The 25,409-nt window shown below is 71.4% G+C and carries 22 protein-coding genes; 14 read left to right on the top strand and 8 right to left on the bottom strand.

Annotated elements, in window-relative coordinates:
- Nucleotides 1–50 precede the first annotated feature (50 nt).
- The 5 genes from CCL05_RS24575 to CCL05_RS24555 are packed head-to-tail and all read left to right on the top strand — an operon-like array spanning nt 51 to nt 4,471.
- Complete coding sequence (locus CCL05_RS24575) at nt 51–794, top strand: FadR/GntR family transcriptional regulator (protein WP_086562655.1); 744 nt, start codon at nt 51–53, stop codon at nt 792–794.
- Nucleotides 791–1,936 carry a galactonate dehydratase gene (gene dgoD, locus CCL05_RS24570; protein WP_086562654.1) on the top strand — a complete coding sequence of 382 codons (1,146 nt, stop codon included), beginning with the start codon at nt 791–793 and terminating at the stop codon, nt 1,934–1,936. Before CCL05_RS24575 ends, dgoD begins: the two co-directional genes overlap by 4 nt.
- A gap of 49 nt (nt 1,937–1,985) precedes the next feature.
- Nucleotides 1,986–2,606 (top strand): bifunctional 4-hydroxy-2-oxoglutarate aldolase/2-dehydro-3-deoxy-phosphogluconate aldolase, encoded by a 621-nt coding sequence (locus CCL05_RS24565; protein ID WP_086562653.1) that lies wholly within the window; start codon nt 1,986–1,988, stop codon nt 2,604–2,606.
- A 50-nt stretch (nt 2,607–2,656) separates the two neighbouring features.
- Nucleotides 2,657–3,577, top strand: a complete 921-nt coding sequence (locus CCL05_RS24560) for a sugar kinase (RefSeq protein ID WP_425275940.1) — start codon at nt 2,657–2,659, stop codon at nt 3,575–3,577.
- A 15-nt stretch (nt 3,578–3,592) separates the two neighbouring features.
- Nucleotides 3,593–4,471 carry an SMP-30/gluconolactonase/LRE family protein gene (locus CCL05_RS24555; protein WP_086562651.1) on the top strand — a complete coding sequence of 293 codons (879 nt, stop codon included), beginning with the start codon at nt 3,593–3,595 and terminating at the stop codon, nt 4,469–4,471.
- A 19-nt stretch (nt 4,472–4,490) separates the two neighbouring features.
- Here CCL05_RS24555 and CCL05_RS24550 read toward each other — a convergent pair whose 3' ends face one another.
- From CCL05_RS24550 to CCL05_RS24540, 3 genes are read right to left on the bottom strand one after another with little or no spacing between them, the layout of a single operon-like run.
- Nucleotides 4,491–5,177 (bottom strand): GntR family transcriptional regulator, encoded by a 687-nt coding sequence (locus CCL05_RS24550; RefSeq protein ID WP_086562650.1) that lies wholly within the window; start codon nt 5,175–5,177, stop codon nt 4,491–4,493.
- 20 nt (nt 5,178–5,197) lie between these two features.
- Complete coding sequence (gene cuyB, locus CCL05_RS24545) at nt 5,198–5,926, bottom strand: cysteate racemase (RefSeq protein WP_086562649.1); 729 nt, start codon at nt 5,924–5,926, stop codon at nt 5,198–5,200.
- Entirely contained in the window at nt 5,923–7,185 is a 1,263-nt protein-coding gene (locus CCL05_RS24540) for a dicarboxylate/amino acid:cation symporter (RefSeq protein WP_086562648.1), read from the bottom strand. The genes cuyB and CCL05_RS24540 overlap by 4 nt, the downstream gene beginning before the upstream one ends.
- Before the next feature lie 185 nt (nt 7,186–7,370).
- Between CCL05_RS24540 and aspA the strand changes: the two genes are divergently transcribed.
- Entirely contained in the window at nt 7,371–8,795 is a 1,425-nt protein-coding gene (aspA, locus tag CCL05_RS24535; RefSeq protein ID WP_086562647.1) for an aspartate ammonia-lyase, read from the top strand.
- A gap of 44 nt (nt 8,796–8,839) precedes the next feature.
- Nucleotides 8,840–9,538 carry a TetR/AcrR family transcriptional regulator gene (locus CCL05_RS24530; RefSeq protein WP_086562662.1) on the top strand — a complete coding sequence of 233 codons (699 nt, stop codon included), beginning with the start codon at nt 8,840–8,842 and terminating at the stop codon, nt 9,536–9,538.
- Nucleotides 9,539–9,555: 17 nt separating this feature from the next.
- Here CCL05_RS24530 and CCL05_RS24525 read toward each other — a convergent pair whose 3' ends face one another.
- Entirely contained in the window at nt 9,556–10,434 is an 879-nt protein-coding gene (locus CCL05_RS24525; protein WP_086562646.1) for a helix-turn-helix transcriptional regulator, read from the bottom strand.
- A gap of 177 nt (nt 10,435–10,611) precedes the next feature.
- On the opposite strand from CCL05_RS24525, the gene CCL05_RS24520 reads away from it, so the two are divergent.
- Nucleotides 10,612–11,634 carry a zinc-dependent alcohol dehydrogenase family protein gene (locus CCL05_RS24520; protein ID WP_208641610.1) on the top strand — a complete coding sequence of 341 codons (1,023 nt, stop codon included), beginning with the start codon at nt 10,612–10,614 and terminating at the stop codon, nt 11,632–11,634.
- A gap of 33 nt (nt 11,635–11,667) precedes the next feature.
- Entirely contained in the window at nt 11,668–12,381 is a 714-nt protein-coding gene (locus tag CCL05_RS24515; protein ID WP_086562644.1) for an SDR family NAD(P)-dependent oxidoreductase, read from the top strand.
- Nucleotides 12,382–12,488: 107 nt separating this feature from the next.
- Here the strand turns inward: CCL05_RS24515 and CCL05_RS24510 are convergent, their stop codons facing one another.
- Complete coding sequence (locus CCL05_RS24510) at nt 12,489–15,149, bottom strand: cellulosome protein (protein ID WP_425275938.1); 2,661 nt, start codon at nt 15,147–15,149, stop codon at nt 12,489–12,491.
- Nucleotides 15,150–15,488: 339 nt separating this feature from the next.
- On the opposite strand from CCL05_RS24510, the gene CCL05_RS24505 reads away from it, so the two are divergent.
- The 5 genes from CCL05_RS24505 (at nt 15,489) to CCL05_RS24485 (ending at nt 21,508) form a co-directional block, all read left to right on the top strand.
- Nucleotides 15,489–16,511: a LacI family DNA-binding transcriptional regulator gene (locus tag CCL05_RS24505; RefSeq protein ID WP_086562642.1), complete on the top strand. Its 1,023-nt coding sequence runs from the start codon at nt 15,489–15,491 to the stop codon at nt 16,509–16,511.
- A gap of 119 nt (nt 16,512–16,630) precedes the next feature.
- Nucleotides 16,631–17,872: a sugar ABC transporter substrate-binding protein gene (locus CCL05_RS24500; RefSeq protein ID WP_086562641.1), complete on the top strand. Its 1,242-nt coding sequence runs from the start codon at nt 16,631–16,633 to the stop codon at nt 17,870–17,872.
- A 10-nt stretch (nt 17,873–17,882) separates the two neighbouring features.
- A complete protein-coding gene (locus tag CCL05_RS24495; protein WP_086562661.1) occupies nt 17,883–18,869 on the top strand; it encodes a carbohydrate ABC transporter permease in 987 nt (328 codons plus the stop codon).
- Complete coding sequence (locus CCL05_RS24490; RefSeq protein WP_086562640.1) at nt 18,866–19,690, top strand: carbohydrate ABC transporter permease; 825 nt, start codon at nt 18,866–18,868, stop codon at nt 19,688–19,690. Before CCL05_RS24495 ends, CCL05_RS24490 begins: the two co-directional genes overlap by 4 nt.
- 78 nt (nt 19,691–19,768) lie before the next feature.
- Complete coding sequence (locus CCL05_RS24485) at nt 19,769–21,508, top strand: amylo-alpha-1,6-glucosidase (RefSeq protein ID WP_086562639.1); 1,740 nt, start codon at nt 19,769–19,771, stop codon at nt 21,506–21,508.
- A gap of 7 nt (nt 21,509–21,515) precedes the next feature.
- On the opposite strand, the gene CCL05_RS24480 is transcribed toward CCL05_RS24485, so the two are convergent.
- From CCL05_RS24480 to CCL05_RS24470, 3 genes are all read right to left on the bottom strand, one after another.
- On the bottom strand, nt 21,516–22,757 hold the full coding sequence (locus CCL05_RS24480; RefSeq protein WP_086562638.1) for an NAD(P)/FAD-dependent oxidoreductase: 1,242 nt from the start codon (nt 22,755–22,757) through the stop codon (nt 21,516–21,518).
- Nucleotides 22,754–24,205: an amidase gene (locus CCL05_RS24475; RefSeq protein ID WP_086562637.1), complete on the bottom strand. Its 1,452-nt coding sequence runs from the start codon at nt 24,203–24,205 to the stop codon at nt 22,754–22,756. The genes CCL05_RS24480 and CCL05_RS24475 overlap by 4 nt, the downstream gene beginning before the upstream one ends.
- Nucleotides 24,202–25,409, bottom strand: a 1,208-nt coding sequence (locus tag CCL05_RS24470; protein ID WP_107400510.1) for an Nramp family divalent metal transporter, incomplete at its 5' end; no start/stop codon positions are given. The genes CCL05_RS24475 and CCL05_RS24470, both read right to left, overlap by 4 nt.

The following is a 25,409-nucleotide window of genomic DNA, read 5'->3' as shown; positions in this document are numbered from 1 at the left end:
GCGCACCCTGCGCGGCCGCAGCGCACAGGACCGGAGCGGAAACGGAGAACGTGGTGACCCATCCCGGTAAGGGGCTGCACGGCCAGGCCGTGGAGGAGCTGGGCCGGCGCATCATCCGCGGCGACTACCCCCCGGGCTCCGTGGTGGACCCGGTCAAGTTCGAGACGGAACTCGGCGTCAGCAAGACCGTCGTCCGCGAGGCGATGCGCGTGCTGGCGTCCAAGGGCCTGCTCGAATCGAAGCAGAAGCGCGGGACGACCATCCGGCCCCGCGCCGACTGGAACCTGCTCGACAGCGACCTGCTGCGCTGGCAGGGCAGCAGCGCGCCGACCGACGCCTTCCTGGAGGACCTCGCCGAGGTCCGCGCGATCGTCGAGCCCGCCGGAGCCCGGCTCGCCGCGGCCCGCCGCACCCCGTCCGACCTGGACGCGATGCGGCGGGCGCTGGACGCCATGGCGGCGGCGGGCACGGACGCGGAGGCCATGGTCGAGGCGGACCTCGCCTTCCACCGCGCCTTGCTGGACGCCGCCCACAACGAACTGCTCAGCCGCATGGAGGTCGTCATCGAGGCGGGTCTGCGCGTCCGCGACCGGATCGTGCACGGCGCCCAGCACCACTCCGACTCCATACCCGTGCACCAGGAACTGCTGGACGCGGTCGAAGCGGGCGACCCGGACGCCGCCGTGGCCGCCGTCGAGTCGCTGCTGGCCCAGGCCTCCGACGACCTGGCGGCCGTGCGGGCGCGGGACGGCCAGGACGAAGCACACGACACGCAGCCGAAGGAAGCTCCTTGAAGATCACCGGACTTGAGACGTTCCTCGTCGCTCCGCGCTGGCTGTTCCTGCGCATCGCCACCGACGAGGGCATCACCGGCTGGGGCGAGCCCGTGATCGAGGGCCGCGCCGAGACGGTACGCGCCGCGGTCCACGAACTGGCCGACCACCTCGTCGGCCGGGACCCGTTGCGCATCGAGGACCACTGGCAGGTGCTCACCAAGGGCGGCTTCTACCGCGGCGGCCCCATCCTCTCCAGTGCCGTCGCCGGTATCGACCAGGCCCTGTGGGACATCGCCGGCAAGACCTACGGCGTCCCGGTGCACCGCCTCCTCGGCGGCCCGGTACGGGACCGCGTCCGGATGTACGCCTGGATCGGCGGAGACCGCCCGAGCGACGTGGCGGAGCTGGCCCGGGAGCAGATGAAGGCGGGCTTCACCGCCGTGAAGATGAACGCCTCGGCCGAACTCGCCCCGATCGACACCCCCGCCCGCACGGCCGAGGTCGTCGAACGCGTCGCGGCCGTCCGCGAGGTGCTGGGCGACGAGCGGGACATCGCCGTCGACTTCCACGGCCGCGTCTCCACCGCCATGTCACGCCGCCTGCTGCCGCTGCTGGAACCCCTGCACCCGCTGTTCGTCGAGGAGCCCGTCCTGCCGGAACACTCGGGCCACCTGCGCAGCCTCGTGGAGTCCACGAACATCCCGCTCGCCACCGGCGAACGCCTCTACTCCCGCTGGGACTTCCGCGAGGTCATGACCAGCGGCATCGCCGTCGCCCAGCCCGATCTCTCGCACGCCGGCGGCATCTCCGAGGTCCGCCGCATCGCGGCCATGGCCGAGACGTACGACGTCACCATGGCACCCCACTGCCCGCTCGGCCCGATCGCCCTGGCCGCCAGCCTCCAGATCGCGTTCTCGGTGCCGAACTTCCTCATCCAGGAACAGAGCATGGGCATCCACTACAACCAGCAGTGCGACCTGCTGGAGTACGTGATGGACCCCGAACCCTTCCGTTTCGACGGCGGCTACGCCGTCCGCGGGTCCCGCCCGGGTCTCGGCGTCGACATCGACGAGAAGGCCGTCCGCCGCGCCGCCGAGACCGGACACCGCTGGCGCAACCCCGTCTGGCGGGGAGCCGACGGGGCGTTCACCGAATGGTGAGCACCCGCCCGGCCCCCTCGCACCCCACGCCCAAGGAGAGCCCCCTTCCATGAACCTGGTGGAATCGCTGCGAGCCCACCGCCTGCTGGCGATCGTGCGCGGCAAGGACCCCGCCGCGGCACTGCGCACCGTACGCACCCTCGCCGAGGAGGGCATCGCGGCCGTCGAGGTCTCGCTGACCACCGCCGACGCCCTGACGGTGATCCGGCAGGCACGCGCCGAACTCGGCCCCGACGCGCTCCTCGGCGCCGGAACCGTCCGCTCGGCCGCCGACGCCGAGCGAGCCGTGGACGCCGGTGCCTCGTACCTCGTCACCCCGGCGCTGGTCGACGGACTGGAGCCCTACGGCATACCCGTGCTGATGGGCGCCCTGACACCGACCGAGATCGAACTCGCCCTCGCCCGGGGCGCCGACGGGATCAAACTCTTCCCCGGCTCCCTCGGCGGCCCCGGCTATCTGCGGGCCCTGCGCGACCCGTTCCCCGAGGTGCCGTTCGTGCCCGTCGGAGGAGTGGACGCGCAGGCCGCTCGCGACTATCTGGACCGCGGCGCCACCGCCGTCGGCGTCGGCTCACCGCTCGTCGGGGACGCGGCCGACGGCGGCGACCCGGAGGAACTCCGCGCCCGCGCGGCCGTGTTCCGCAAGGTGATCGCGGGGGAGACGCCGTGACGACACCGGACGGCGCGGCCCCGCCCGACGTGGTGACCTTCGGCGAGACGATGGCGGCGCTGCGGGCCCAGGGCGCGCTGCGGCTCGGCGGCAGTCTCGGCCTGTCCGTCGCGGGAGCCGAATCCAACGTCGCCATCGGCCTGGCCCGGCTCGGACACCGGGTGCGCTGGGCCGGCCGGGTCGGTGCGGACGAACCCGGCGCGCTGGTCCTGCGCACGCTCCGCGCCGAGAGCATCGACACCGGCCACGCGGTCACCGACGACACCGGCCGCCCCACGGGCCTGCTCCTGACCGAACCCCGCCTGGGCACGCTCACCCGCGTCAGCTACTACCGCGCGGGATCCGCCGGTTCGGCCGTCTCACCGGCCGACGTCCTGCCCGCCCTGGCACCCGGAACCCGCGTCCTGCATCTGACCGGCATCACTCCGGCGCTCGGTCCGTCGGCGGCCGAGGCCGCCCTGGCCGCCGCCAGGGCAGCGCGCGAGTCCGGCATCACGGTGTGCTTCGACGTCAACCACCGCTCCCGGTTGTGGTCCGCCGACCGGGCCCGTACGGCCCTGCGGCCGATCCTGGCCCACGTCGACCTGCTCGTCGCCTCCGAGGACGAACTGCCGCTGGTGCTGGACCGGCCCGACGCGGCAGAGCCGGAGGCCGTGGACACCCTCCTGTCCGCAGGCGTCCGCGAGGTGGTCGTCAAACGGGGCGCGCGCGGCGCGACGAGCTTCACCGCCGACGGGGGGACCGACCGCGCCGCCCGGCGGGTCGACGCGGTCGATCTGGTCGGCGCGGGCGACGCCTTCGTGGCCGGATATCTGTCCGGGCTCCTGGACGGCGCGGACATCCCCGCCCGGCTGCACCGGGCCGTCACCACCGCCGCCTTCGCCGTCGCCACCCGGGGCGACTGGGAGGGCCTCCCGACCCGGGACGAACTCGGCCTGTTCGACGAGCCCGACGGCACGACCATCCGCTGAGCCAGGAGACCGGACATGACATCAACAGCAGTACAGGCGACGGTCGTCGTGGACGGCGGATACGAACTCGCCGAGGGCGGCCGCTGGGTCGACGGCCGGTACGTGTACGTCGACATCCTCAGCGGCCGGCTCTTCGAGCTGCGCGACACCACAGGTCCGTCCCAACTCTTTGGTATGGATGTGCCGTTGGGGGCCGTAGCGCCGGTGGCGGACCGGCCGGGCACCTGGACCGCCGCAGCGGGCACGGGCATCGCACTGCTCTCGGCCGACGGCACGACGGAATGGCTGGACCGCCCCGAGGACCGCACCCCGCTCCCGAGCCGGATGAACGACGGCGTCGCGGACCCGGCCGGCCGCTTCTGGGCGGGCAGCATGGCCTACGACGGCACCCGCGGCGCCGGCTCGCTCTACCGGGCGGACCCCGACGGCACGGTCGTACGCGTCCTCGACGGTCTGACCATCGCCAACGGGCCGGCCTTCACCGCCGACGGCACGACCATGTACCTCGCCGACACGGCCGAGGGCACGATCCTCCGCTGCCGGGTCGACCCCGTCTCGGGAGATCTCTCCGGCACCCCGGAGACCTTCACCCGCCTGCGCGAGGCCGAAGGCAGCCCCGACGGGATGACCGTCGACGAGGAGGGCTGCCTGTGGGTCGCGATGTGGGGCGCCGGCGCGGTCCGCCGGTACCACCCCGACGGCCGCCTGCTCCACACCCTGACCGTGCCCGCCCCGCACCCCACGTCGGTCTGCCTGCACCCCGGCGACAACCGCCTCCTCGTCACCACCGCCCGGTACGGCGTGCAGAACCCGACCGCCGCCTCCGGCGCGGTGCTCAGCGTCCCCGTGACGGTCAGGGGAGTGGCGGCGTGCTCCTGGCGGGGCCGGCGCTGAAGGCGCCCTCCCCGTCCTGTCAGGCGGGCCCGGCTTCTGTGAACTGGTTGGTGTCGAAGAGCCGGTTGATGTGGCCGCCGAGTTCGGACCAGTGCTGGCCCGAGAGCTCGGCCGCCGCGCGGGCGTCGCCGCCGGCGCAGACCTCGACGAGCCGGCCGTGGTGCTCGATCGTGTTGCGGCCGCCGAGGAGGGTGGAGAACTTCCGGTAGAGGATGCGGTGGATCTGCGGGTGGAGCTGCTCGACGATCCGGCTGAGGACGGGGTTGTCCGCCGCCGCGATGGGGACGGCGTGGAAGCGGTCGTCGGCGGCGAGCGCGGCGTCGGTGTCGTTGGCGGCGACGGCCCGTTCGAAGTCCCGGTTGGCCTCGCGCATCTGCCGCAGCTCCTGCTCGGTCATGACCGGCACGGCCGTCTCGACGGCGAGCTGGTCCAGGGAGCGCAGCACGGCGAGGGTCTTCTCGACGTCGCGGCGGTTGAGGGTGGTGATGCGCGTGTAGACGCCGGGCTTCGCCTCGACCAGGCCGATGTCCGCGAGCCGGGCGAGCGCCTCGCGCACCGGTGTGCGGCTGAGCCCGAGGCGCTCGGCGAGTTCACCGTCCTTGACCTTTTCCCCGGGGGCGAGTTCTCCGCGCACGATGGAGTCACGCAGGCGGTGGAAGACCTCGTCGCTGAGGAGGCGGCGGGAGACAGGACTGTCCAGTGACATATTGCGTACAGTACATCGCCCTAGGCGGCCTCTCCGGCTGTGGTTCCCCTTCTGACCCGGCGGACGAGTGCCCGGGCCAGGACGAGCGCGGGGTCGACGAGGGGGACGTCCACGGCGTCGGCGGGCAGGCCGAGGGGGATCTCGGTGCAGCCCGCGATCACCGCCTGGGCGCCCCGTTCGGTCAGGCGCCGCGCCGCGCGGTCCAGGAGCGCGGTCGCGCCGTCCCGGTCACCGGCTTTCACCGCACGGATGCCGGCCATCACCTCACGCTCCTGGCTGCCGGCGTCGGGCAGCACGAGGCGGATCCCGGAGCGGTCCAGCCACTCCTGGTACAGGCCGGCGTGCAGGGTGCCGGTGGTGGCGAGCAGTCCGGCGGTGTGGACGCGAGGACTCACGGTGGCGAGGTGCCGGGCCACTTCGCCGATCATGTGGACGATGGGCAGGCCGACGTGGTCGGCGATGCGCGGGACGAAGGCGTGCGCGGTGTTGCACGGGATGGCGATGACCGTGGCGCCGGCCTCGCGCAGGACGCGGCTGCCGTCGAGGAGCCAGGGCGTCGGATCGGGGCCGTCGCCCAGCAGGGCGTCGGTGCGGTCGGGGATGGTGGGGTCCGACCAGATGACCGTACGGAGGTGGTCCTGGTCGCTGCTGCCCGGAGTCATCGACACCAGCTTGGCGTAGAAGTCGGCGGTGGCCGCAGGCCCCATGCCGCCCAGGATGCCGATGATCTCCGCGGTGGAGGTGGTCACTGCACAGGTTCCTTCGTCAGGGCCGGGGCGTCGGCCTCGGCCGGGCCGGCGGAGGTGTCACGCCCGCCGCGTTTCGCCTCACGCCGCTTCTCGGAGCTGTCGACGACGGCGGCGGCGAGCGAGTTGCCGATGACGTTCACGCCGGTGCGGGCCATGTCGACGATGAAGTCCACACCGAGGAGCAGGGCGATGCCCTCGGCGGGCAGCCCGACGGAGTTGCCGGCGGCGATGAGGACGACGATGGACGCGGAGGCGACACCGGCCATGCCCTTGGAGAGGATCACCAGCACGCCGACCATGAGGAGCAGGGCGGGCAGGGACGTGTCGGCGCCGTAGGCGTTGGCGAGGAAGACCAGGGCGGCGGCCTGGTAGAGGACGGAGCCGTCGGTGTTGAAGGAGTAGCCGAGGGGGACGACGAACGAGGTCGTCGAGCGGCTGAGACCGAACGCCTCGAGCTTGCCCATGAGCGGTGCCAGGACGGACTCGGAGCTGCGGGTGACGAAGGCGATCCCGGCCAGCCCGGCGATCGACTTCATCAGCTCGACGTAGCGGATGCGGTAGAGCGCGGCGATGAGCGGGAACAGCACGCCGACGACGATGGCCAGGCCCGCGTAGACCACGGCGATGAACCCCAGCAGGCTGCGCAGGTTGCCGAAGCCGTAGTGGGCGACGTCGTAGGAGATGAAGCCGAGCACGCCGAGCGGTGCGATGCGGATGACGTAGCCGACGACCTTGAACATCACCGCGGCGACGGACTCCAGGACGGCGGCGAAGGGCTCGGACTTCTCGCCGATGGCGGCCATGGCGACGCCGACGAGGAGGGCGAAGACGATCGCGCCGAGCAGGTTGCCCTCGCCGAACGCGGCGAAGATGTTCTTCGGCACGGCGTGCAGGAGCAGTTCGTGGAAGTCGATGCCCTGGCTCATGCCGTCCAGGTCCTTGGCGTCGGCCCCGTGGACGGGAGCGCCCTTGCCGATGCCCGTGAGCTTGGCCAGTCCCACCGCGATCAGCAGGATGACGGTGGTGACGATCTCGAAGTAGAGGATGGCCTTGCCGGCGATCCGGCCGACCTTCTTGACCGACTCCATGCGGGCGATGCCCAGCACGATGAGCGGGAAGACCAGCGGCAGGACCACGACCTGCACGAGGTTCAGGAACACCTCCCCGAGGATCTTCATCTGCTCGCCGGCCGACGGGGCGAGGGTTCCGATCAGGGCGCCGAGGCCGACGGCGATGACCGACTGGACTCCGATCGGCATCCGCAGACAGCGCCGCCAGAAGCCTGAGGGCGGGGTCGCTGGGGTGTCTGTGCTGGTGGGGTGGGGGTGAACGCGCTTCATGATGCTCCTGCCATGCAATATATTGCGTTCTGCGTGTTGGCCGGTAACACTGATGGCGGAAGCAGCGGCCTGTCAAGGGGCCCGCAACGGACGAGGAGCATCGGATGGCGCCGACCACACGCGTGGAACACGACCTGGTGGGGGACAAGGAGGTCCCGGCCGACGCCTACTACGGCGTGCACACGGTGCGGGCCGTGGAGAACTTCGCGATCACCGGGTCGACCATCGAGCAGTTCCCCGACCTGATCACCTCACTGGCAGCCGTCAAGCAGGCGGCCGCGCGGGCCAACCGTGACCTGGGCCTGCTGCCACCGGACATCGCCCAGGCGATCACCGGTGCCTGCGAGGAGATCGGCTCCGGACGACTGCACGAGCAGTTCGTCGTCGACCCCGTCCAGGGCGGGGCCGGCACCTCGACGAACATGAACGCCAACGAGGTCATCGCCAACCGGGCCCTGGAGATCCTCGGCCACCCCCGCGGCCGCTACGACGTCATCCACCCGCTCGACCACGTCAACCTCGGCCAGAGCACCAACGACGTCTACCCCACCGCCGTACGTCTGGCCCTGGTCGCCTCACTGCGCCGGCTCGGCGCCTCCCTGGGGGCGCTGGCCACGGCCTTCACCGCGAAGGCGACGGAGTTCGCAGACGTCCTGAAGATGGGCCGCACCCAGCTCCAGGACGCCGTCCCCATGACCCTCGGCCAGGAATTCACCACCTACGCCGTCATGATCGAGGAGGACCGCCGGCGCCTGGACGAGGCCGCCGATCTCCTGCTGGAATCCAACCTCGGCGGCACGGCGATCGGCACCTCCATCAACGGCCACCCCCGCTACGCCGAACTCGCCTGCCGCCACCTCGCCGACATCAGCGGCGAACTCGTCCGGCCCGCGGGCGACTTCATCGAAGCCACCCAGGACTGCGGCGCCTTCGTCCAGCTCTCCGGCGTCCTCAAGCGCGTCGCGGTGAAACTCTCCAAGACGTGCAACGACCTGCGTCTGATGTCCTCGGGCCCCACCGCCGGGCTCGGCGAGATCAACCTGCCGCCGGTACAGGCCGGTTCCTCGATCATGCCCGGCAAGGTCAACCCGGTGATCCCCGAAGTCGTCAACCAGGTCGCCTTCGAGGTCATCGGCAACGACCTGACCGTCACCATGGCCGCCGAAGCCGGGCAGCTCCAGCTCAACGCCTTCGAACCGGTCATCGCCTACAGCCTGTTGCGCTCCCTGGCCCATCTGCGCGCCGCCTGCGACACGCTCGCCACCCGCTGCGTCCCCGGCATCACCGCCAACCGCGAACACCTCCACGACACGGTCCACCGCTCCATCGGCCTGGTGACCGCGCTCGCCCCGCACATCGGCTACGCCGCCTCCACCACGCTGGCCCGCCAGGCCCTCGCCACGGGCCGCGGCATCAAGGAGCTGGCCACGGAGGCGGGTCTGCTCACCACGGAGCAACTGGACACGATCCTGCGCCCGGAGAACCTCACCGGCCGGACACCCCTACCGGAGGTTCTGACCATGCCGTGAGGGAAGGAACCGGACAGGGCGACCCGATCGTTAGAGTGGTCGGCATGAGTCCTGGCGCCCAGCAATCCGACGGTCCGGCCGCCCCGCCGCTGCGCAAGGACGCCGAGCGCAACCGGGAGCGGATCATCGCCGCCGCACGCTCGGTGTTCGCTCGGGACGGCCTGAACGCCTCGATGGCGTCGGTGGCCCGTGAGGCGGGCGTGGGGATCGCCACCATGTTCCGCCGCTTCCCCACGAAGGAGGAGCTGGTCGACGCCGTCTTCTCCGACCGCATGGACTCCTACGCCGACGCGGTCGCGGCCGCTCTGGAGGACCCGGATCCCTGGCACGGCTTCGTGGGTTACATCGAGACGGCCTGCGCGATGCAGGCCGCCGACTACGGCTTCGCCGACGTCCTGACCATGACCTTCCCCACCGCCAAGGCGCTGGAGCAGCGCCGCGACGAGGCGTACCAGGCCATGGTCCGGCTCATCGACCGTGCCAAGGCCGCGGGCCGGCTGCGCGAGGACTTCGACCCCTCGGACCTGGTGCTGATCCACATGGCCAACGCGGGCGTCGTCAACGCCACCGGCGACGCCGCCCCGGACGCCTGGCGGCGCGTCGTCGCCCTGATGATCCAGTCGCTGGAGGCCCCGGCCCGCGGCCCCCTGCCCGACCCGCCCGAGCACGAGGCCCTCTACAAGGCGATGCTCCGCGCCGGCCCGGAGGGCCCCACCGCGCCGGCGCCGGGCGAGAAGGGCTGACGCCCAGGCCGGTCCGCCTACCGCGTGGCGGAGCCCGCTTCCTGGGTGGTGGCCCAGGTCGCGAGCAGGTTCATGTTCTCCGCGGAGGGCGAGCCGGGTTCGGGCGTGTAGACGGTGAGGGTGAGGCCTGGTTCGGCGGTGATGGCCAGCGATTCCCAGTCGAGGGTGAGGTCGCCGACGACGGGGTGGTGGAACTGTTTGGTGCCGGTGCCGTGGCGGGTGACGTTGTGGGCACCCCAGCGGGTGCGGAACGCGTCGCTGCGGGTGGACAGTTCGCCGACGAGGTCGTGCAGGTCCCTGTCGTGGGGATTGCGGCCGGCCTCGGTGCGCAGGACGTCGACGGTGATGTCGGCGGCGAGCTCCCAGTCGGCGTAGAAGCGGTGGGCGGCGGAGTCGAGGAACTGGTAGCGGGCGAGGTTCGGCGGCCGGGTGTGGTGGCTGCCGTAGATGTCGCTGAAGAAGGCGCGGGCGAGCTGGTTGGTGGCGAGCAGATCCAGACGGCCGTTGACGACGAACGCGGCCCCGGTGGTGATGGCGTCCAGGACCCACTGCAGGCTCGTGTGCAGGGTGCGCTGCCTGCTGGAGCGGAGCCGGGGACGCGCGAGGGCGTCGGAACCCTCGGCGGCCTGGGCCAGATGGAGCAGGTGGGCGCGCTCCGCGTCGTCGAGCTGGAGGGCGTGGGCGACGGCTTCGAGGACGGCGGGTGAGACGCCGGCGAGGTTGCCGCGCTCCAGCTTGGCGTAGTACTCGACGCTGACGTCGGCGAGGGCCGCGACCTCGCTGCGGCGCAGCCCGGGGACGCGGCGCCGGGTGCCGGCCGGCAGCCCGGCCTGCGCGGGGGTGATCTTGGCTCGCCGCGAGGTGAGGAACTCGCGGACTTCGTCACGGTTGTCCACAGCACGACCGTACGGCCGAGTCCGGCGGCGTGGGGTGTACTGCCAGTACACCCTTCATCAGTGACTCGCTTCCCGCGCCCCGGGCTGTTTCCCTGGATGGCGTGGCGGTGACGTGACCCGCCCGGCACGACCCGGCGCCGCGTGCGCCGGTACACGGCAAGGCAAGGAGACGCAGTCATGCGTGGAGTAGTCATGTACAAGGCCGGCGACGTCAGGGTCGAGGATCGTGACGACCCGAAGATCATCGAGTCCACCGACGCCATCGTCCGGCTGACCGCGACCTGCATCTGCGGCTCGGACCTGTGGCCCTACCGTGGGGTCGAGCCCGCCGATCACACGGCCATGGGACATGAGTACGTGGGCGTGGTCGAGGAAGTCGGCTCCGACGTGAAGAACGTCAAGGTCGGCGACTTCGTCGTCGGGTCGTTCGTCATCTCCGACAACACCTGCGAGATCTGCCGTTCGGGCTACCAGTCCGGCTGTGTGCACCGCGAATTCGTGGCGGGTGCGATCGGCACCCAGGCCGAGAAGGCCCGCATCCCCCACGCCGACGGCACCCTCGTCGCCACGCCGGGGCAGCCGGACGAGGACCTGATCCCGTCGTTGCTGGCCGCCTCCGACGTGCTCGGCACCGGCTGGTACGGGGCCGTCGCCGCCGAGGCCGGCCCGGGCAGGACGGTCGCGGTCGTCGGCGACGGCGCGGTCGGCCTGATGGCCGTCCTCGCCGCCAAGCAGCTCGGCGCGGAGCGCATCATCGCGATGTCCCGCCACCCCGAGCGGCAGGAGCTCGCCCGGTTCTACGGCGCGACCGACATCGTCGAGGAGCGCGGTGACGCGGGCGTGGCGAGGGTCAAGGAGCTCACGGGCGGGCTCGGCGCGCACTCGGTGGTCGAGGCCGTCGGCACCCAGGAGTCGACCATGCAGGCCATCAACTCCACCCGTCCCGGCGGTCACCTGGGCTTCGTCGGCGTCAACTACGACGTCACGATCCCGGGCATCGACCTGTTCTTCGCGGGCATCCACGTGGAGGGCGGCCCCGCCCCGGTGCGCCGCTTCCTGCCCGAGCTGATCCAGCTCATCTGGGCCCGCAAGATCGACCCCGGCAAGGTCTTCGACCTCACCCTCCCGCTGGAGGAGGCCCCGGAGGGATACAAGGCCATGGACGAGCGACGCGCCACCAAGGTGCTCCTCACTCTCTGACGGGCTCCCGACGACGACAGGAGAGGAACTGCCATGGCATTGGTTCTGGTGACCGGGGCGGCCGGCGGGCTCGGTCGCGACACGGCGGACGCGCTGGCCGGCGACGGGCACGACGTGGTCGTCCACGTCCGCAACCGGGCGCGACTCAACGCAGCGGACGACACCGCCCGGTGGAAAGGCGTCGTCACCGGGGACCTGGCCGACCTGGACGAGATCCGGGAGGTCGCCCGGCAGGCCGCCGGGTTCGGCCGCTTCGACGCCGTCATCCACAACGCCGGCGTCATGAACCGCCCGGAAGACGTCACGGTCAACACGGTCGCGCCCTACATGCTGACGGCCCTGATGGACAAACCCGCCCGGCTCGTCTACCTGAGCAGCTCCATGCACCACGGCGGCTCCACCGACCTGCGCCGGCTGGCCGTCGGAGCCGCTTCCTACAGCGACACAAAGCTATGGGTCACGACCCTCGCGCTGGCCTTCGCCGCCCGCTGGGAAGGAACCTCCAGCCACGCGGTCGACCCCGGCTGGGTCCCCACCCGAATGGGCGGTCGCGGCGCCACGGACGATCTGACCGCCGGGCACGAGACCCAGGCATGGCTCGCCACCCACCCCGACGTGACCCCGAGCACCGGCGGCTACTGGTACCACCGGCAGCCCCGGACACCCCACACCGCCACGCGGGACGAACGGTTCCAGGAGCAGCTCCTCGCAGCCCTGGAGCGGCACACGGGCGTCGCGCTCGACTGATCCGGCTCCCCCTCTTTTTGTCCCTGTGGGTGACACGGCGCAGGCGCTGACGCGCGGGGCGAGGCGCCGGCCGGGGTTCCGGATCGGCGCCTCGCGTTCGCCAGGGGCTACTTCGCCGCCATCGGCGTGACGGCGAGCCGGTCGATGACCGGTGCGTACGGGGACCGCTGGTCGTACTGGTTGTAGGTGTCGCCGTTGAAGTCGGGGAGTTCCTCGGCGGTGAAGGTGAGCCGGTTCGTGCCCTTCTTCAGGGTGACCGGGACGGTCAGGTCCCAGAAGTTGTTGAAGTGGAAGGTGGTCGGGAACAGCACCCGGCGGGCCGGGCCGCCGTTGACGGAGACGTCGGCGTGGCGGGCGATCGGGTCGGGGTTGTAGTGGGTGGCCGGCGCCTGCTCGGCGTTGGAGTAGCGGATGGTCAGCGCGTGCCGCCCGGCCCTGGCGGCGACCACGTCGACGGTGAGGGCGTTGGCCTTGCCGTCGCCGATGTCCGTGACGGCCTTGCCGTTCGTGGCGAAGGGGTAGGCGTCGGTGACCTTCGCGGCGCCGGTGAGCGTGCCGTTCTCGGCCTGGTAGACGGTGGGCACCAGGGTGCCCTTCGACGGGGCGACCCGCAGCCGGTCGAGGACCAGCTCATGTGCCGTGCCGGTCACGGTGATCTTGTTGATGCCGCCGGACAGGAACAGCCGGACCCTGTCCGTGCCCTTCCCCGCCCCGCCGACCTTGGGCAGGTCGAGCTCCTCGCCGTTGAGTGCCAGGCTCGCGTGCCCGCCGCCCAAGTGGTCGACCGACACGGTCGATTCACCGTCGGCGGGGGAGTGGACCCAGAACGTCGCGGAGGCACCCTTCGGCAGCGGAACCGCGCCCGGCCCCGAGGCACTGCCGTACGTGTAGCGCGGCTCGGTACCGGTGAGGATGGCGTACTCGGCCTCGTAGAGCGCCGGGGCGGTCACCTTCTCGTCGCGCAGGGCGAGGTCGATCTTGTCGATGATCGCGTCACCCTTGGTGACCCCGAGGTCGGGATCCTGAGCGGCCAGCGTGATCCGGTGCTTGCCCGCCGTCAGCTTCACCGTCGCGTCGGTGTGGCCCCAGACCACCCACTTGTAGCCCAGCGGCAGCCTCAGTTCCTGTGGCTCCTTGCCGTCGACCCGAAGGAAGACGTTGGTCGGGCCCTGCTCCTTCACCAGGTCGTACAGGTTGTAGGAGTTGGCGAAGACGCTCAGGTCGTAGATGCCGTCCTGCGGGACCTCGACGTCGAAGGCGAGGACCCCGTCGGAGCCGGTGCGCAGACCGCCCACGTTGTAGGCGCCCGACGTGGCGAACTTGCCGACGTCGGAGGGCGTGCCCTCGGGGCCGTTCCTGGAGTAGCCCTTGCCGGTGTACGTGGCGTTCTCGGCCTCGTACGTCTTGCGCCAGCTGACGGAAGGCGCGGCCGGCTTCCCGCCGTTGCCGCCGGGGGAGAGGACGACCTGGTAGGCGGACATCTCGTTCATGCCGGTCATCGGCAGTGTCACCGAGCCGTCCGCGCCGACCGTCAGCTCCTGGTCCGCGAGCCGCAACGGCTGGGCGGAGTCGCCGACCTGACCGGTCCAGGGGATCTCCTGGACGGTGGCGCGCACGGTCTTCCCGAACAGCTTCGGGTCGATGTTCTTGAAGACGACGTCCGCGTCGCCGCTCTTGCCGCCGAAGAGCGCCCGGGACTGCTTCTTGTCCTCATCGAGGGTGGCCACGCCCTGGAGGGTGTACTGCTGGTTGGGGTGCGGGGCGGTCACCTCGACCGTGTGGCCGGACATCTGCCCGTAGGCATTGAACAGCCACCACTGGCCGTTGCCCTTGTTGGCCTCCACGGCCGAGTCGTTGAGGTTGCCGTCGATGTTCCAGTACGCCAGGTCGGCGTCGATCTTCGACTCCTCGATGGCGGAGACCCACTGGACGACCTGGCCGGGCACGGACAGGTGGTAGTTGTGCCCGTACTCGTTGACGTTGACCGGCAGCGGCCCGACGCCGACGTCCTTCTCCATCTGCCGGTACTTCGCCACGTTCGTGCGGACCGCGGCGGGTGACGACAGCTCGTGCCAGGTCATCACGTCCGGCACCACGTCGTTGGCCTTGGCGTACTGCAGGAAGCCCTTGACCTGGTCGTAGAGCACGCTGGTGTTGGGGCCGGCGACGCGGGCGTCCGGGTCGAGGCCCTTGATGAGGTGGTAGACCTCCTTCCAGGCCGCGAAGTAGTGCTGCGGGTCGTTCAGCCAGGAGACCTTGTCGTAACTCCACTCGCCGGTCCCGAACATGTTGCCCTCGGGCTCGTTGAAGGGCACGTAGACGACGTGGTCCTTGTACTTCCCCATGGTCAGGACCTGCTGGACCTGCTTCTTGATCTTCGTCTTGAAGTCCGCGAGCCGCTCGGGGCCGCCCGCGCCCGGCCACTGGTACGGGAAGCCGCGGTAGATGTCGGTCATGTAGATGTAGACGTCCTTGCCGCCCGAGTCCACGAACGGCGGCAGCATCTCCAGCGCGTCCGCTCCCGGATGCTGCGGACCGTCCTGCGCCTTCGTCGACACCGTGCGCAGACGCATGCCCTCGATGAGGTTGCGGCTCGGCACGCCGTCGCCGTACACGCCGTACAGCGAGCCGGCGGCACCGCCGTGGAAGGCGCCGGTGTCGGTGGCGAGATCGATGACGAGCCGTTCCCGCTCCACGGCCCCGGCGGTGCCCGCGGACGGGCCGGCCAGGAGCGTGGCGAGGGCGGCCGTCGCGACGGCTCCGGCCACAGTCGTTCTACTTCGTCGCACTGAGGTCTCCGTGGGTTCCGTACTGCTCGGACGCTGAATCGGGCACTGGGGGAGTCGAACCGGTTCGAATCATCGAGCGCAAACGAGCCGCGACCCGTCCGTCGTCCCTTGCGGCGCACAGCGATGGCCGCTCGTCGAACCGGTTCGCAGGAAGCTAGCACCGGCGAAATCTCCCAGCAATACCCCCGTCGCAGGCAAGAAGTGCTGTGCGGGGTGTTGACAGCCGCCCGGGCAGTTCCTAGCTTCACTTCACGCGAACCGGTTCGACACTCGCCGGTTCGACAGCCACCGCTTCAGCAGTCCACGCGAGGAGTCCCCGTGAACATCGGTGAGATCGCCCGGCGGGCCGGTGTCTCGCGGAGCACCGTGTCCTACGCGCTGAGCGGCAAGCGTCCGGTGTCGGACGAGACCCGCCGGAAGATCCAGGACGTCATCGACGAGCTGGGCTACCGGCCCAACGCCAGCGCCCGCGCTCTGGCCAACGGCCGGACCAGCACGATCGGCCTGGTCTTCCCGCCCGCCGGGAACCACTACACGGGCATGCAGCTGGACTTCATCGGCAGTGTCGTCGAGGCCGCCGCGGCCCACGACTACGACGTGCTGCTGTCCCCGAGCGGCGTGGACAGCGACCGCTCGTTCCAGCGGCTGCTGGGGGAGCGGCGGGTCGACGGCGCGATCCTGATGGAGATCCGGCTGCAGGACGACCGGGTCGATCACCTGGCCGCGCTGGACTTCCCCTCCGTGGCCATCGGCCGCACCGCGCACCCGGAGAACGGCTGGTGGGTCGGCCTGGACCACACCGCACTGGCGGCGGCGTGCGTCCACCATCTCGCGGACCTCGGTCATCGCCGGGTCGCCTTCGTCAACCGGCCGGAGCAGCTCCTGCGGGCGGGATACGAGTCCGCGCACCGGGGGCTGGACGGCTTCACCAAGGCGGCGGCCGAGCGCGGGCTGACGGTGCGCACGTACTGCTGCGGGGACGACGCCGCCTCCGGCCAGGCGTGCCTGGAACAGATCCTGCACGACGATCCCGCGACGACGGCCCTGGTCACCCTGAACGAGGCCGCCCTGGGCGGTCTGTACCGAGGACTCTCCCAGGCGGGCCGCCATGTGCCACGCGACTTCTCCGTCACCGGAGTCGTCGCCGGCCGGTGGGCGGAGACGGTGACCCCGCAGCTCACCGCGGCGGACGTGCCGGCCGAGGAGATGGGCAGGCGCGCCGTCGACCTGCTCATCGAACGGCTCGACCATCCCGGCGCGCCGCCCCGGCATCACCTTCTCGCACCGCCCATCTCGCTGCGGGCCAGCACCGGGCCCGCCGGCGGGACGCCCCCCGCCTGACCCTCGACCCCTCCTCGCACTCACCTCACTTCACCAGGCACGCCGCCGCTCCTCGGCGTACCCGCACACCCCCGTCACCCCTCCCACGGCACCCGTATGCCGAGAACGAAGGACCCGCCATGCACAGCTCCTCCAGACGGCTCCTCACGGCCGTGGCCCTGTCGACCGTCGTCGCCGTCGTCGGCACCGCCTGTTCCTCCGGCGCGGGCAGCACCGACGCCAAGGACGCCGACAGCGGCACCTACACGATCTGGGACCCGTACCCGCAGTTCGCCAAGGGCTCGGCCTGGACGAAGCTGCTGGACAAGTGCGGCACGCAGGCCGGCGTGAAGATCCAGCGGACCGGCTACGACACCAGCGACCTGGCCAACAAGACGCTGCTCGCCGCCCAGCAGGGCAACTCCCCGGACGTCCTGATCGTCGACAATCCGGTCGTCTCGACCCTGGCCGAGGCGGGCGTGCTCACCACGACCGACGAGAACAAGCTGGACACCTCCAAGGTGGACCCCAACCTGCTCGCGGCCGGCCAGTCGGGCGGCAAGACGTACGGCACACCCATCGGCGCCAACACCCTCGCCCTCTACTACAACAAGAAGGTGCTGAAGGAGGCCGGGGTGGACATCGCCTCGGTCAAGGACTGGACGTCGCTGACGGCGGCGCTGGCGAAGGTCGAGAAGGCGGGCAAGAAGGGCATCACCTTCTCGGCGATCGGCACCGAGGAGGGCAGCTTCCAGTTCCTGCCCTGGTTCTGGGGCGCGGGCGCCGAACTGACCGGACTCGACTCCGCCCCGGCCGTCTCCGCGCTGTCGCTGTGGAAGGACTGGCTGAAGCAGGGCTACGCCCCCAACTCGGTCATCAACAACACCCAGACGACCAGCTGGCAGGAGTTCGCCGGCGGCGACTACGCCTTCGCCGAGAACGGGACCTGGCAGCTCGCGAACGCCGAGAAGGCCGGATTCGAGTACGGCGTCCTGCCGATCCCGGGCTCCGACGGAGGCCACGCCGCCGCCCCGACCGGCGGCGAGTTCGTCACCCTCCCGGTCCAGGAGGACACCGGCCGCTACACCACGTCGCAGAAGCTGGCGACCTGCCTGACCAGCACCCAGAACCTGTACGACACCGACACCACCCTGTCCTACGTGGCCCCCACAGGTGAGGTCCAGGACAAGCAGGTGGCGGCGAACCCCGCACTGAAGCCCTGGGTCGACGCGGTCAAGTCGGCCAAGGGACGCACCAGCGGCGACCTCGGCACCAAGTACCCCAAGATCTCGGAGCAGTTGTGGAAGGCCGTCCAGTCCGCCCTCAGCGGGGCGAAGTCGCCCAAGGACGCGCTGACGTCGGCGCAGGCCGCGGTCAAGTGACATGGGCCCGATGAAGCTGACGGCACACCCGCCGGACCACCGGCCCGTGCGCACCCCGACCGGGCCGGCGGGGGCCTTCGCCCCGCCCCCGGCCCGTCCCGGGACACGACGCCGTCCGACCTCCCAGCAGTGGGCCGCCTGGGCCTTCCTCACCCCGGTGACCCTCTACCTCGTCCTCTTCTACGCCTATCCGCTGTACCGCAACCTCGACCTGAGCCTGCGCGACTACACCGTCCGCTCCTTCGTCCAGGGCAACGCGCCCTTCACGGGCCTGGAGAACTACGGCAAGGTCCTCGACGACCCGACCTTCGCCCCGGCTCTGCTCCACACCGTGGTGTTCACCGCCGTGTGCCTGGTCTTCCAGTACGCCATCGGCCTGGCCCTCGCGGTCTTCTTCCACCAGAACTTCCGGCTGTCGGCGACCCTGCGGGCCCTGTTCCTGGTGCCCTGGCTGCTGCCGCTGATCGTGTCGGCCTCCACCTGGTCGTGGATGCTCAACAGCGACTCCGGCATCGTCAACGCCCTGCTGAGCACCGTCGGAATCGACCCGGTGAACTGGCTGACCTCACCGTCCTGGTCACTGACCTCGGTGATCATCGCCAACATCTGGATCGGCGTCCCCTTCAACCTGGTCGTGCTCCACAGCGGCCTGCAGTCCATCCCCGCCGGCCTGTACGAGGCCGCGGCACTGGACGGGGCGAACGCCTGGCAGCGCTTCTGGCGCATCACCTTCCCGCTGCTGCGCCCGGTGTCCGCGATCACCCTGCTCCTGGGACTCGTCTACACACTCAAGGTCTTCGACATCATCTGGATCATGACCAAGGGCGGCCCGGCGGACTCCTCCACCACCTTCGCCACCTGGTCCTACCAGCTCGGCTTCGGCAACCTCCTGCCCGCCTTCGGCCCCGGAGCGGCCGTCGGCAACCTGCTCGTCGTCGCCGCGCTCGTGTTCGGCCTCCTCTACATCCGGGTCCAGCGAAAGCAGGCGCTGTCATGAACCGACGCACCGGCCGCACGGGGTGGAAGACGGCCATCGGTGTGCTGCTGACCGGGATCATGCTCTTCCCGGTCTACTGGATGCTCAACGTCTCCCTCACCCGCGACCAGGACATGCGCAAGAGCCCGCCGGACCTGCTGCCGCTGCACGGCACGCTGGCCGGCTACCGCACCGTCCTGGACGAGCAGTTGCCCTACCTCGCGACCAGCCTGGTCATCGGCCTGGGCACGGTCGTCCTGACCGTGGCACTGGCCGCCCCCGCCGGCTACGCCCTGGCCAAACTCCGCCCGCGCGGCGGGGGTCTGCTCGGCTTCCTCTTCCTGGTCGCCCAGATGATCCCCGGCATCATCATGGCGATGGGCTTCTACGCGATCTATCTCCAGCTCGGCCTGCTCCGGTCCGTGCCCGGCCTGATCGTCGCCGACTCCACCCTGGCCGTCCCGTTCGCGGTGCTCATCTTCACGGCGTTCATGTCCGGCATCCCCGGTGAGCTGCTCCAGGCGGCGACGATGGACGGGGCCGGGCCCCTGACCACCTTCCGGTCCATCGTCCTGCCGATGAGCCGCAACGCCGTCGTCACGGTGTCCCTGTTCGCGTTCCTGTGGTCGTGGTCCGACTTCGTCTTCGCCGGCACCCTCGTCAACGGCGGTGCCCACGAGCCGATCACCCTGGGCATCTACCACTACATCGGCAACAACAACCAGGAGTGGAACGCCATCATGGCGACCGCCGTCGTGGCCTCGCTGCCCGCCGCGGTGATCCTCGTCCTGGCCCAGCGCTACGTCGCCGCCGGCGTGACCGCCGGTGCCGTCAAGGACTGACCTCCCGCTGGCCTGCCCCAACGCCGACGATCCCTGCTTCTGCCGACGATCCCTGCTCGAGAAACGAGTCACGCCTCCATGACCGCCGCCCCGTCGTCCGGACCTGCCTTCTCGGTCCACGACATCCCGTTCAGTACGTTCGGATCCTGGTTCGGCATCTCACCCGTGGTGGCGGAGAAGACGTACGCCGAGGACCTCCACCTCGTCTCGCACCAGAACGGCATGCACGCCGTCCTCCGCCTCGTCCCCCTGGACCCGGCGACGGGCGAGCGCACCGGCACCCGTGTCGAGGCGACGCCGGAACTGCTCAGCTGGGCCGGCCCGGCCGGGCGCATCGACCTCGCCTACGAGTCGCCGGACACCGTGCGCCTGCGGGGGAGCGGACTGGGCCTCGGCGTCTTCGCGGCCGCGCAGGTCCTGACGCCGTTCAGCGGGACGTACTTCTTCCACGACCCGGCGGCGGACGCGCACGTGTTCACCTCGTACGAGACGGGCCGCCGCTACCGCGTGACCGTCCTGTCCGGCCGTGTCGCCCACACCTCCGGAGCCCAGGCCCTGGGCGGCGGCGACCGCGGCCTCGCCGTGGCCGCCGCGGCGGACGGGAAGTGGGAGATCGCCGTCGAGGAACTCGACACCGCTCGCCCGCCGTACGCGTCCTCGGCGGCCTTCGGCGAGATCGTGGCGGGGGCCCGGAGATCCTTCGCGGACTTCGTCGACGCGGTGGCGCCCTGGCGCTCGTCCGCCACCCCGGCCGCGGAACTCGCCGCCTACGTCCTCTGGTCGGCGACCGTACGCCCGACCGGACTCGTCACCCGGCCCGCCGTCCTCATGTCCAAGCACTGGATGGACAAGGTCTGGAGCTGGGACCACTGTTTCAACGCCCTGGCCCTGGCCCCGGGGTGTCCCGAACTGGCCGTGGACCAGTTCGCCCTGCCCTTCGACCACCAGGACGGCAGCGGAGCCCTGCCCGACTCGGTCACCCACTCCGAGGTCCTCCGCAACTTCGTCAAACCGCCCGTCCACGGCTGGGCGTCGGGCCGTCTGCGCCGCCGCCTGCCGGTGCCTCCCGGCCGGGATGAACTGGCCGCGACGTACGACCGGCTGGCGCGCTGGACGGACTTCTGGCTCACCGCACGACGCGCACCCGGCGCCGCCCTGCCCCACTACCAGCACGGCAACGACAGCGGCTGGGACAACGCCACCACCTTCGACCCCGAGCGGGTGGTCGTCACCGCCGACCTGGCCGCCTTCCTCGTCCTGCAACTCCGTGAACTCGCTGACCTCGCTGCGGAGTTGGGCAAGGCGGACGAGGCGAGCCGGTGGACGCGCACGGCACACGAGATCCAGTCGGCGCTGCTGGACGAGCTCTGGACCGGCGGACGGTTCGTCGCCCGCGGAGCCGCCACCGGGCACACCTGGAGCAGCTCCAGCCTCCTCGACCTGATGCCCATCGTGCTGGGCGAGCACCTGCCCGGCGAGATCGGCAGCGCGCTGGCCGACCACATCAAGGCCCATCTGACCCCGTACGGCCTCGCCACCGAACTGCCCACCTCGCCGCACTACCTCTCCGACGGCTACTGGCGCGGCCCCGTCTGGGCCCCCGCCACGGTCCTCATCGAGGACGGCCTGCGCCGCGCCGGCCACGACCGGCTCGCCGACGACATCAGTGCCCGCTTCCGCGCCCTGTGCGAGACCCACGGCTTCGCCGAGAACTTCGACGCCCTCACGGGCACGGGTCTGCGCGACCGCACCTACACCTGGACCGCCGCGAGCTACCTCCTCCTCGCCGAAGCACACGCCCACCGGGGCGGCCACTGACAGCGCGTCACCGTAGCGGGTGCAGCGCCGTCAACTCGGCAGCCCGGCGGCCCGTGACGATCGACTCCGCCAGCAGCCTGCCGCTGAGCGGGCCCAGGGCGATGCCCCACATGCCGTGACCGCCGCAGACGTGGACCCGGGGCGAGCGGGTCGGGCCGACCAGGGGCAGGCCGTCCGCCGTGCACGGCCGGGGGCCGGTCCATTCGTCGGTGCGCTGGGTGAGGTCGGCCGAAGGGAGCAGATCGCGGACCGAGTTGACGATCGCCTCGATACGGCGGGGGTCCGCAGGGCGGTCGGGCGCCGTGAACTCCATCATGCCCGCCACCCGTACCCGGTCCCCGAGCGGTGTGCAGACCACCCGCCGTTCGGCGAAGTACGTGGGCCGGGTGGGCAGCCCCGACAGAGGGAGCGAGAAACTGTAGCCGCGGCCGGACTGCACCGGGACACGCACACCGAAGGGCGCGGCCAGGCGGCCGAGCCAGGCCCCGGGCGCGAGGACGGCAGCGTCGGCCCGCACGGACGTGCCGTCCGGGGCGACGGCGACGACCCCGGTGCCCAGGTCCCGTACCCGGGTGACCTCCACACCGGTGACGATCTTTCCGCCCCGGTCGCGGACCGCGTCGGCCAGAGCCGTGACGAAGGCCCCGGGGTCGAGGTGACGCTGGCCGTGCAGCCGTACGGCCGCGTCGACGCGCGATGAGAGCGCGGGTTCCATCTCGCGCGCCTCGGCCCCTGTGAGCAGGTCGTAGTCGACCTCCTGCCCCGCCGCGCGCACCGCGTCCAGCTCCGTCACGAGCGGGGCACGGCCGGCCGCGGAGGTGAAGGCGAGCAGGCACGCCTCGCCCGAGCGCGTCGGCTCGGTGACCCCGCCCGCGGCCAGATCGTCGTACGCCGAGAGTGCCCGGCGGTTCAGCGCGGCGAGTGCCGCCATCCCCACCTGCCAGCGCTGGTGGGTGCAGTTCCGGGTGAACGCCAGCAGGAAGCGGGCCAGCCGCGGATCAGGACGCGGCGGAATGTAGAGCGGGGAGGCGGGGGAGAGGAGTGTGCGCAACCCCAGCTTCAGGGCGGCCGGTTCGGGCAGCGGCACGGTCAGGGCGGGGGACAGCCAGCCCGCGTTGCCCCAGGACGCGCCGGCCGCGACGCCCCGCCGGTCGACCACGGTGACCTCGACGCCGGCCTCCTGGAGGAACCAGGCCGTCGCCAGCCCGGCCATGCCCGCACCCACCACCACGACACTGCGCGGGCTCATGACCGGCCGCCTTCCGCCACATCCGTGTTCACCGCGATGTCCGGTCGCCGTTCCCCGGCCCGGGTCGCCTGCTCGAACGCGTACCCCGCCCTCAGCACGGCCGCGTCCCCCCGGTGCGGCCCGACCACCTGGAGCCCGACCGGCAGCCCGCCCGGGGTGAAGCCGGCCGGGACCGACAGGGCCGGGCAGCCGGTCATCGTGATCAGGCTGGCCGAGCGCATCCAGTCCAGATACGTCTCCATGGCGACGCCGTCCACCGACGCCGGGTAGGGGAGGCGGACGTCGAAGGGTGGGACCTGACTCACCGGCAGCAGCAGGACGTCGTACCGGTCGAAGAACGCGCGCACCCGGTGGAACAGCGCGGCCTGGAGCAGCTGGGCGCGACCCAGGTCGGGGCCGGTGAGCCCCCGGCCCTCCTCGATGTTCCAGACGACGTCCGGGGCCATGCGGTGCCGGTGCTCGTCCAGCAGGGGCCCGTAGGCGAGCTCCATCTGCCAGGCGCGCTGGACGAGGAACGCCTCGTCGGCGCCGGACAGGTCGGGGCAGGCCTCCTCGACCTCGCAGCCCAGCGCCGCGAACACCTCCACCGCGCCGCGCACCACGTCCCGGACCTCCGCCTCGACGGGCACGCTCCCGCCGAGGTCGGGCGACCAGGCGACCCGCCAGCCGCGGACGTCGCCGTCGAGCCGGCCGGCGAAGTGGGAACCCGGCGTCTCCAGGGCGAGCGGGCTGCGCGGATCCGGCCCGGCCAGCACCGACAGCGTCAGGGCGACGTCCTGCACGGTCCGCGCCATGGGGCCCTTGACCGACAGCTGCCCCCACGGCGCCTTGTCGGGCCAGGAGGGGACCCGGCCGGGGGAGGGGCGCAGGCCGACCACGTTGTTGAAGGACGCCGGGTTGCGCAGCGAGCCGCCGGTGTCGCTGCCGTCGGCGATCGGCTGCATGCCACAGGCGAGCGCGGCCCCGGCGCCGCCGCTGCTGCCGCCCGCGCTGCGCGAGAGGTCGTAGGGGTTGCGGGTCGCGCCGAAGACGGGATTGACGGTGTGCGAACCCATGCCGAGTTCGGGCACGTTGGTCTTGCCGAGTGTGATGGCCCCGGCCCGCTTGAGGCGCTCGACGACCAGGTGGTCCCGGGCCGGGACGTGATCGGCGAGGACGGGTGAGCCGTACGTCGTGCGGATGCCCGCGGTGTCGTGGAGGTCCTTGTGCGCGACGGGCAGCCCGTGCAGCGGCCCCAACTCCGCCTGTGAGACGGCCCGTTCGTCCGCCTCGGCCGCCGCCTCCAGGGCCCGGTCGGCGACGAGGGTGACGATCGCGTTCACCGACGGGTTCACCCGGTCGATGTGTTCCAGATGGGCGGTGACGACCTCGCGGGCGGAGATCTCACGACTCCGCAGGGCCGCGGCGAGCTCGGTCGCGGTGCTGAAGCACAGGCCGGCGGGGTTCACAGTCCTCCCAGGGTTTCCTTGAGCTGCACGACGGCGAGCACCCCGAACAGGACGAAGGAGCCCGACAGCAGCAGGTTCGAAAGAGTCTTGTTGCGGTACGGCGGCTGAAGGCCGCGCCGGTTGAGCAGGACCAGCAGCGCCCCGGACAGCAGCGGCAGGACGAGGGAGCCCACGGCGGCGTAGGTGAGCAGCAGGGGGACCGGTTTCCCGGCGAAGGTCACCGCCACGGACGTGGCCGCGCAGTAGAGCACGAACAGACGGAACGGGCGGCTGCGCTGGCCCATGTGCCGCTCGGCCTTGTCGTCCGGCACTCCGCGCAGGGTGCGCAGCGAGTCGGCCAGCAGATAGCACAGGGCGTTGAAGCCGCCGACCAGGGCGCTCAGGGTCACGAGGAAGAAGGTGCCCAGGAACAGCACCCGGGCCGCCGACCCCATATCCGCGCCGAGCGGTTCGGCCAGCGCGGCGAGCCCTTCGTTGCCGGTGATCGTCCGGCCGCTGCCGTACAGCAGGCCGGTGCCCACGATCGAGGTGCACACCACGAACAGGAACGTGACCGTGTAGCTCATCGCCGTGTCGGCCCGCATGACGGGCAGCCAGCTCGCGTGCCGCCAGCGCTTCTCCCGCACCCAGTAGCTGTACGAGGCCACTCCGGCCGTGCCGCCCACCCCGCCGACCAGCGCCAGCACGGTGATGACGTCGCCCTCCGGCAGCCGCGGCCGCAGCGAGGCCACCAGTGCGGACGGGTCGTCCATGGTGGCCAGCGTGGCCACGGCCAGCACGACCATGCCGACGAACTTGGCCAGCATGAACCCGCTCATCACCCGCTCGAACAGCGTGTACCGGCCGACGTACACGATGCCGGCCGACGCCAGCGCGATCACCAGGGCCAGGGGCCGCACCGGCAGCACGGGGAACAGCGTCGACAGCGCGAGCGACGCCACCGAGCTCAGGGCCGCCCCGTACAGCAGCCCGATGACCAGGACGAATCCGAAGAAGGCGTACGGGAGCCAGCGGGCGGCCGAGCGCAGGCTCGCGATCACCGTCAGCCCGGTCGCCAGATACAGGCGTCCCACCGCTTCGGTCAGCGCGTACTTGAGCACGACGCCGATGAGGATCGCCCACAGCAGCGCCATGCCGTAGCCGGCTGCGCCCGCCAGCGACGTCACCATGTCGCCGGCGCCCACGCTGGCGGCCGCAGCCGGCT

This window comes from Streptomyces africanus (assembly GCF_002150735.1).
Lineage (GTDB): Bacteria > Actinomycetota > Actinomycetes > Streptomycetales > Streptomycetaceae > Streptomyces > Streptomyces africanus.
This window is presented reverse-complemented; position numbering and strand designations above follow the sequence as displayed.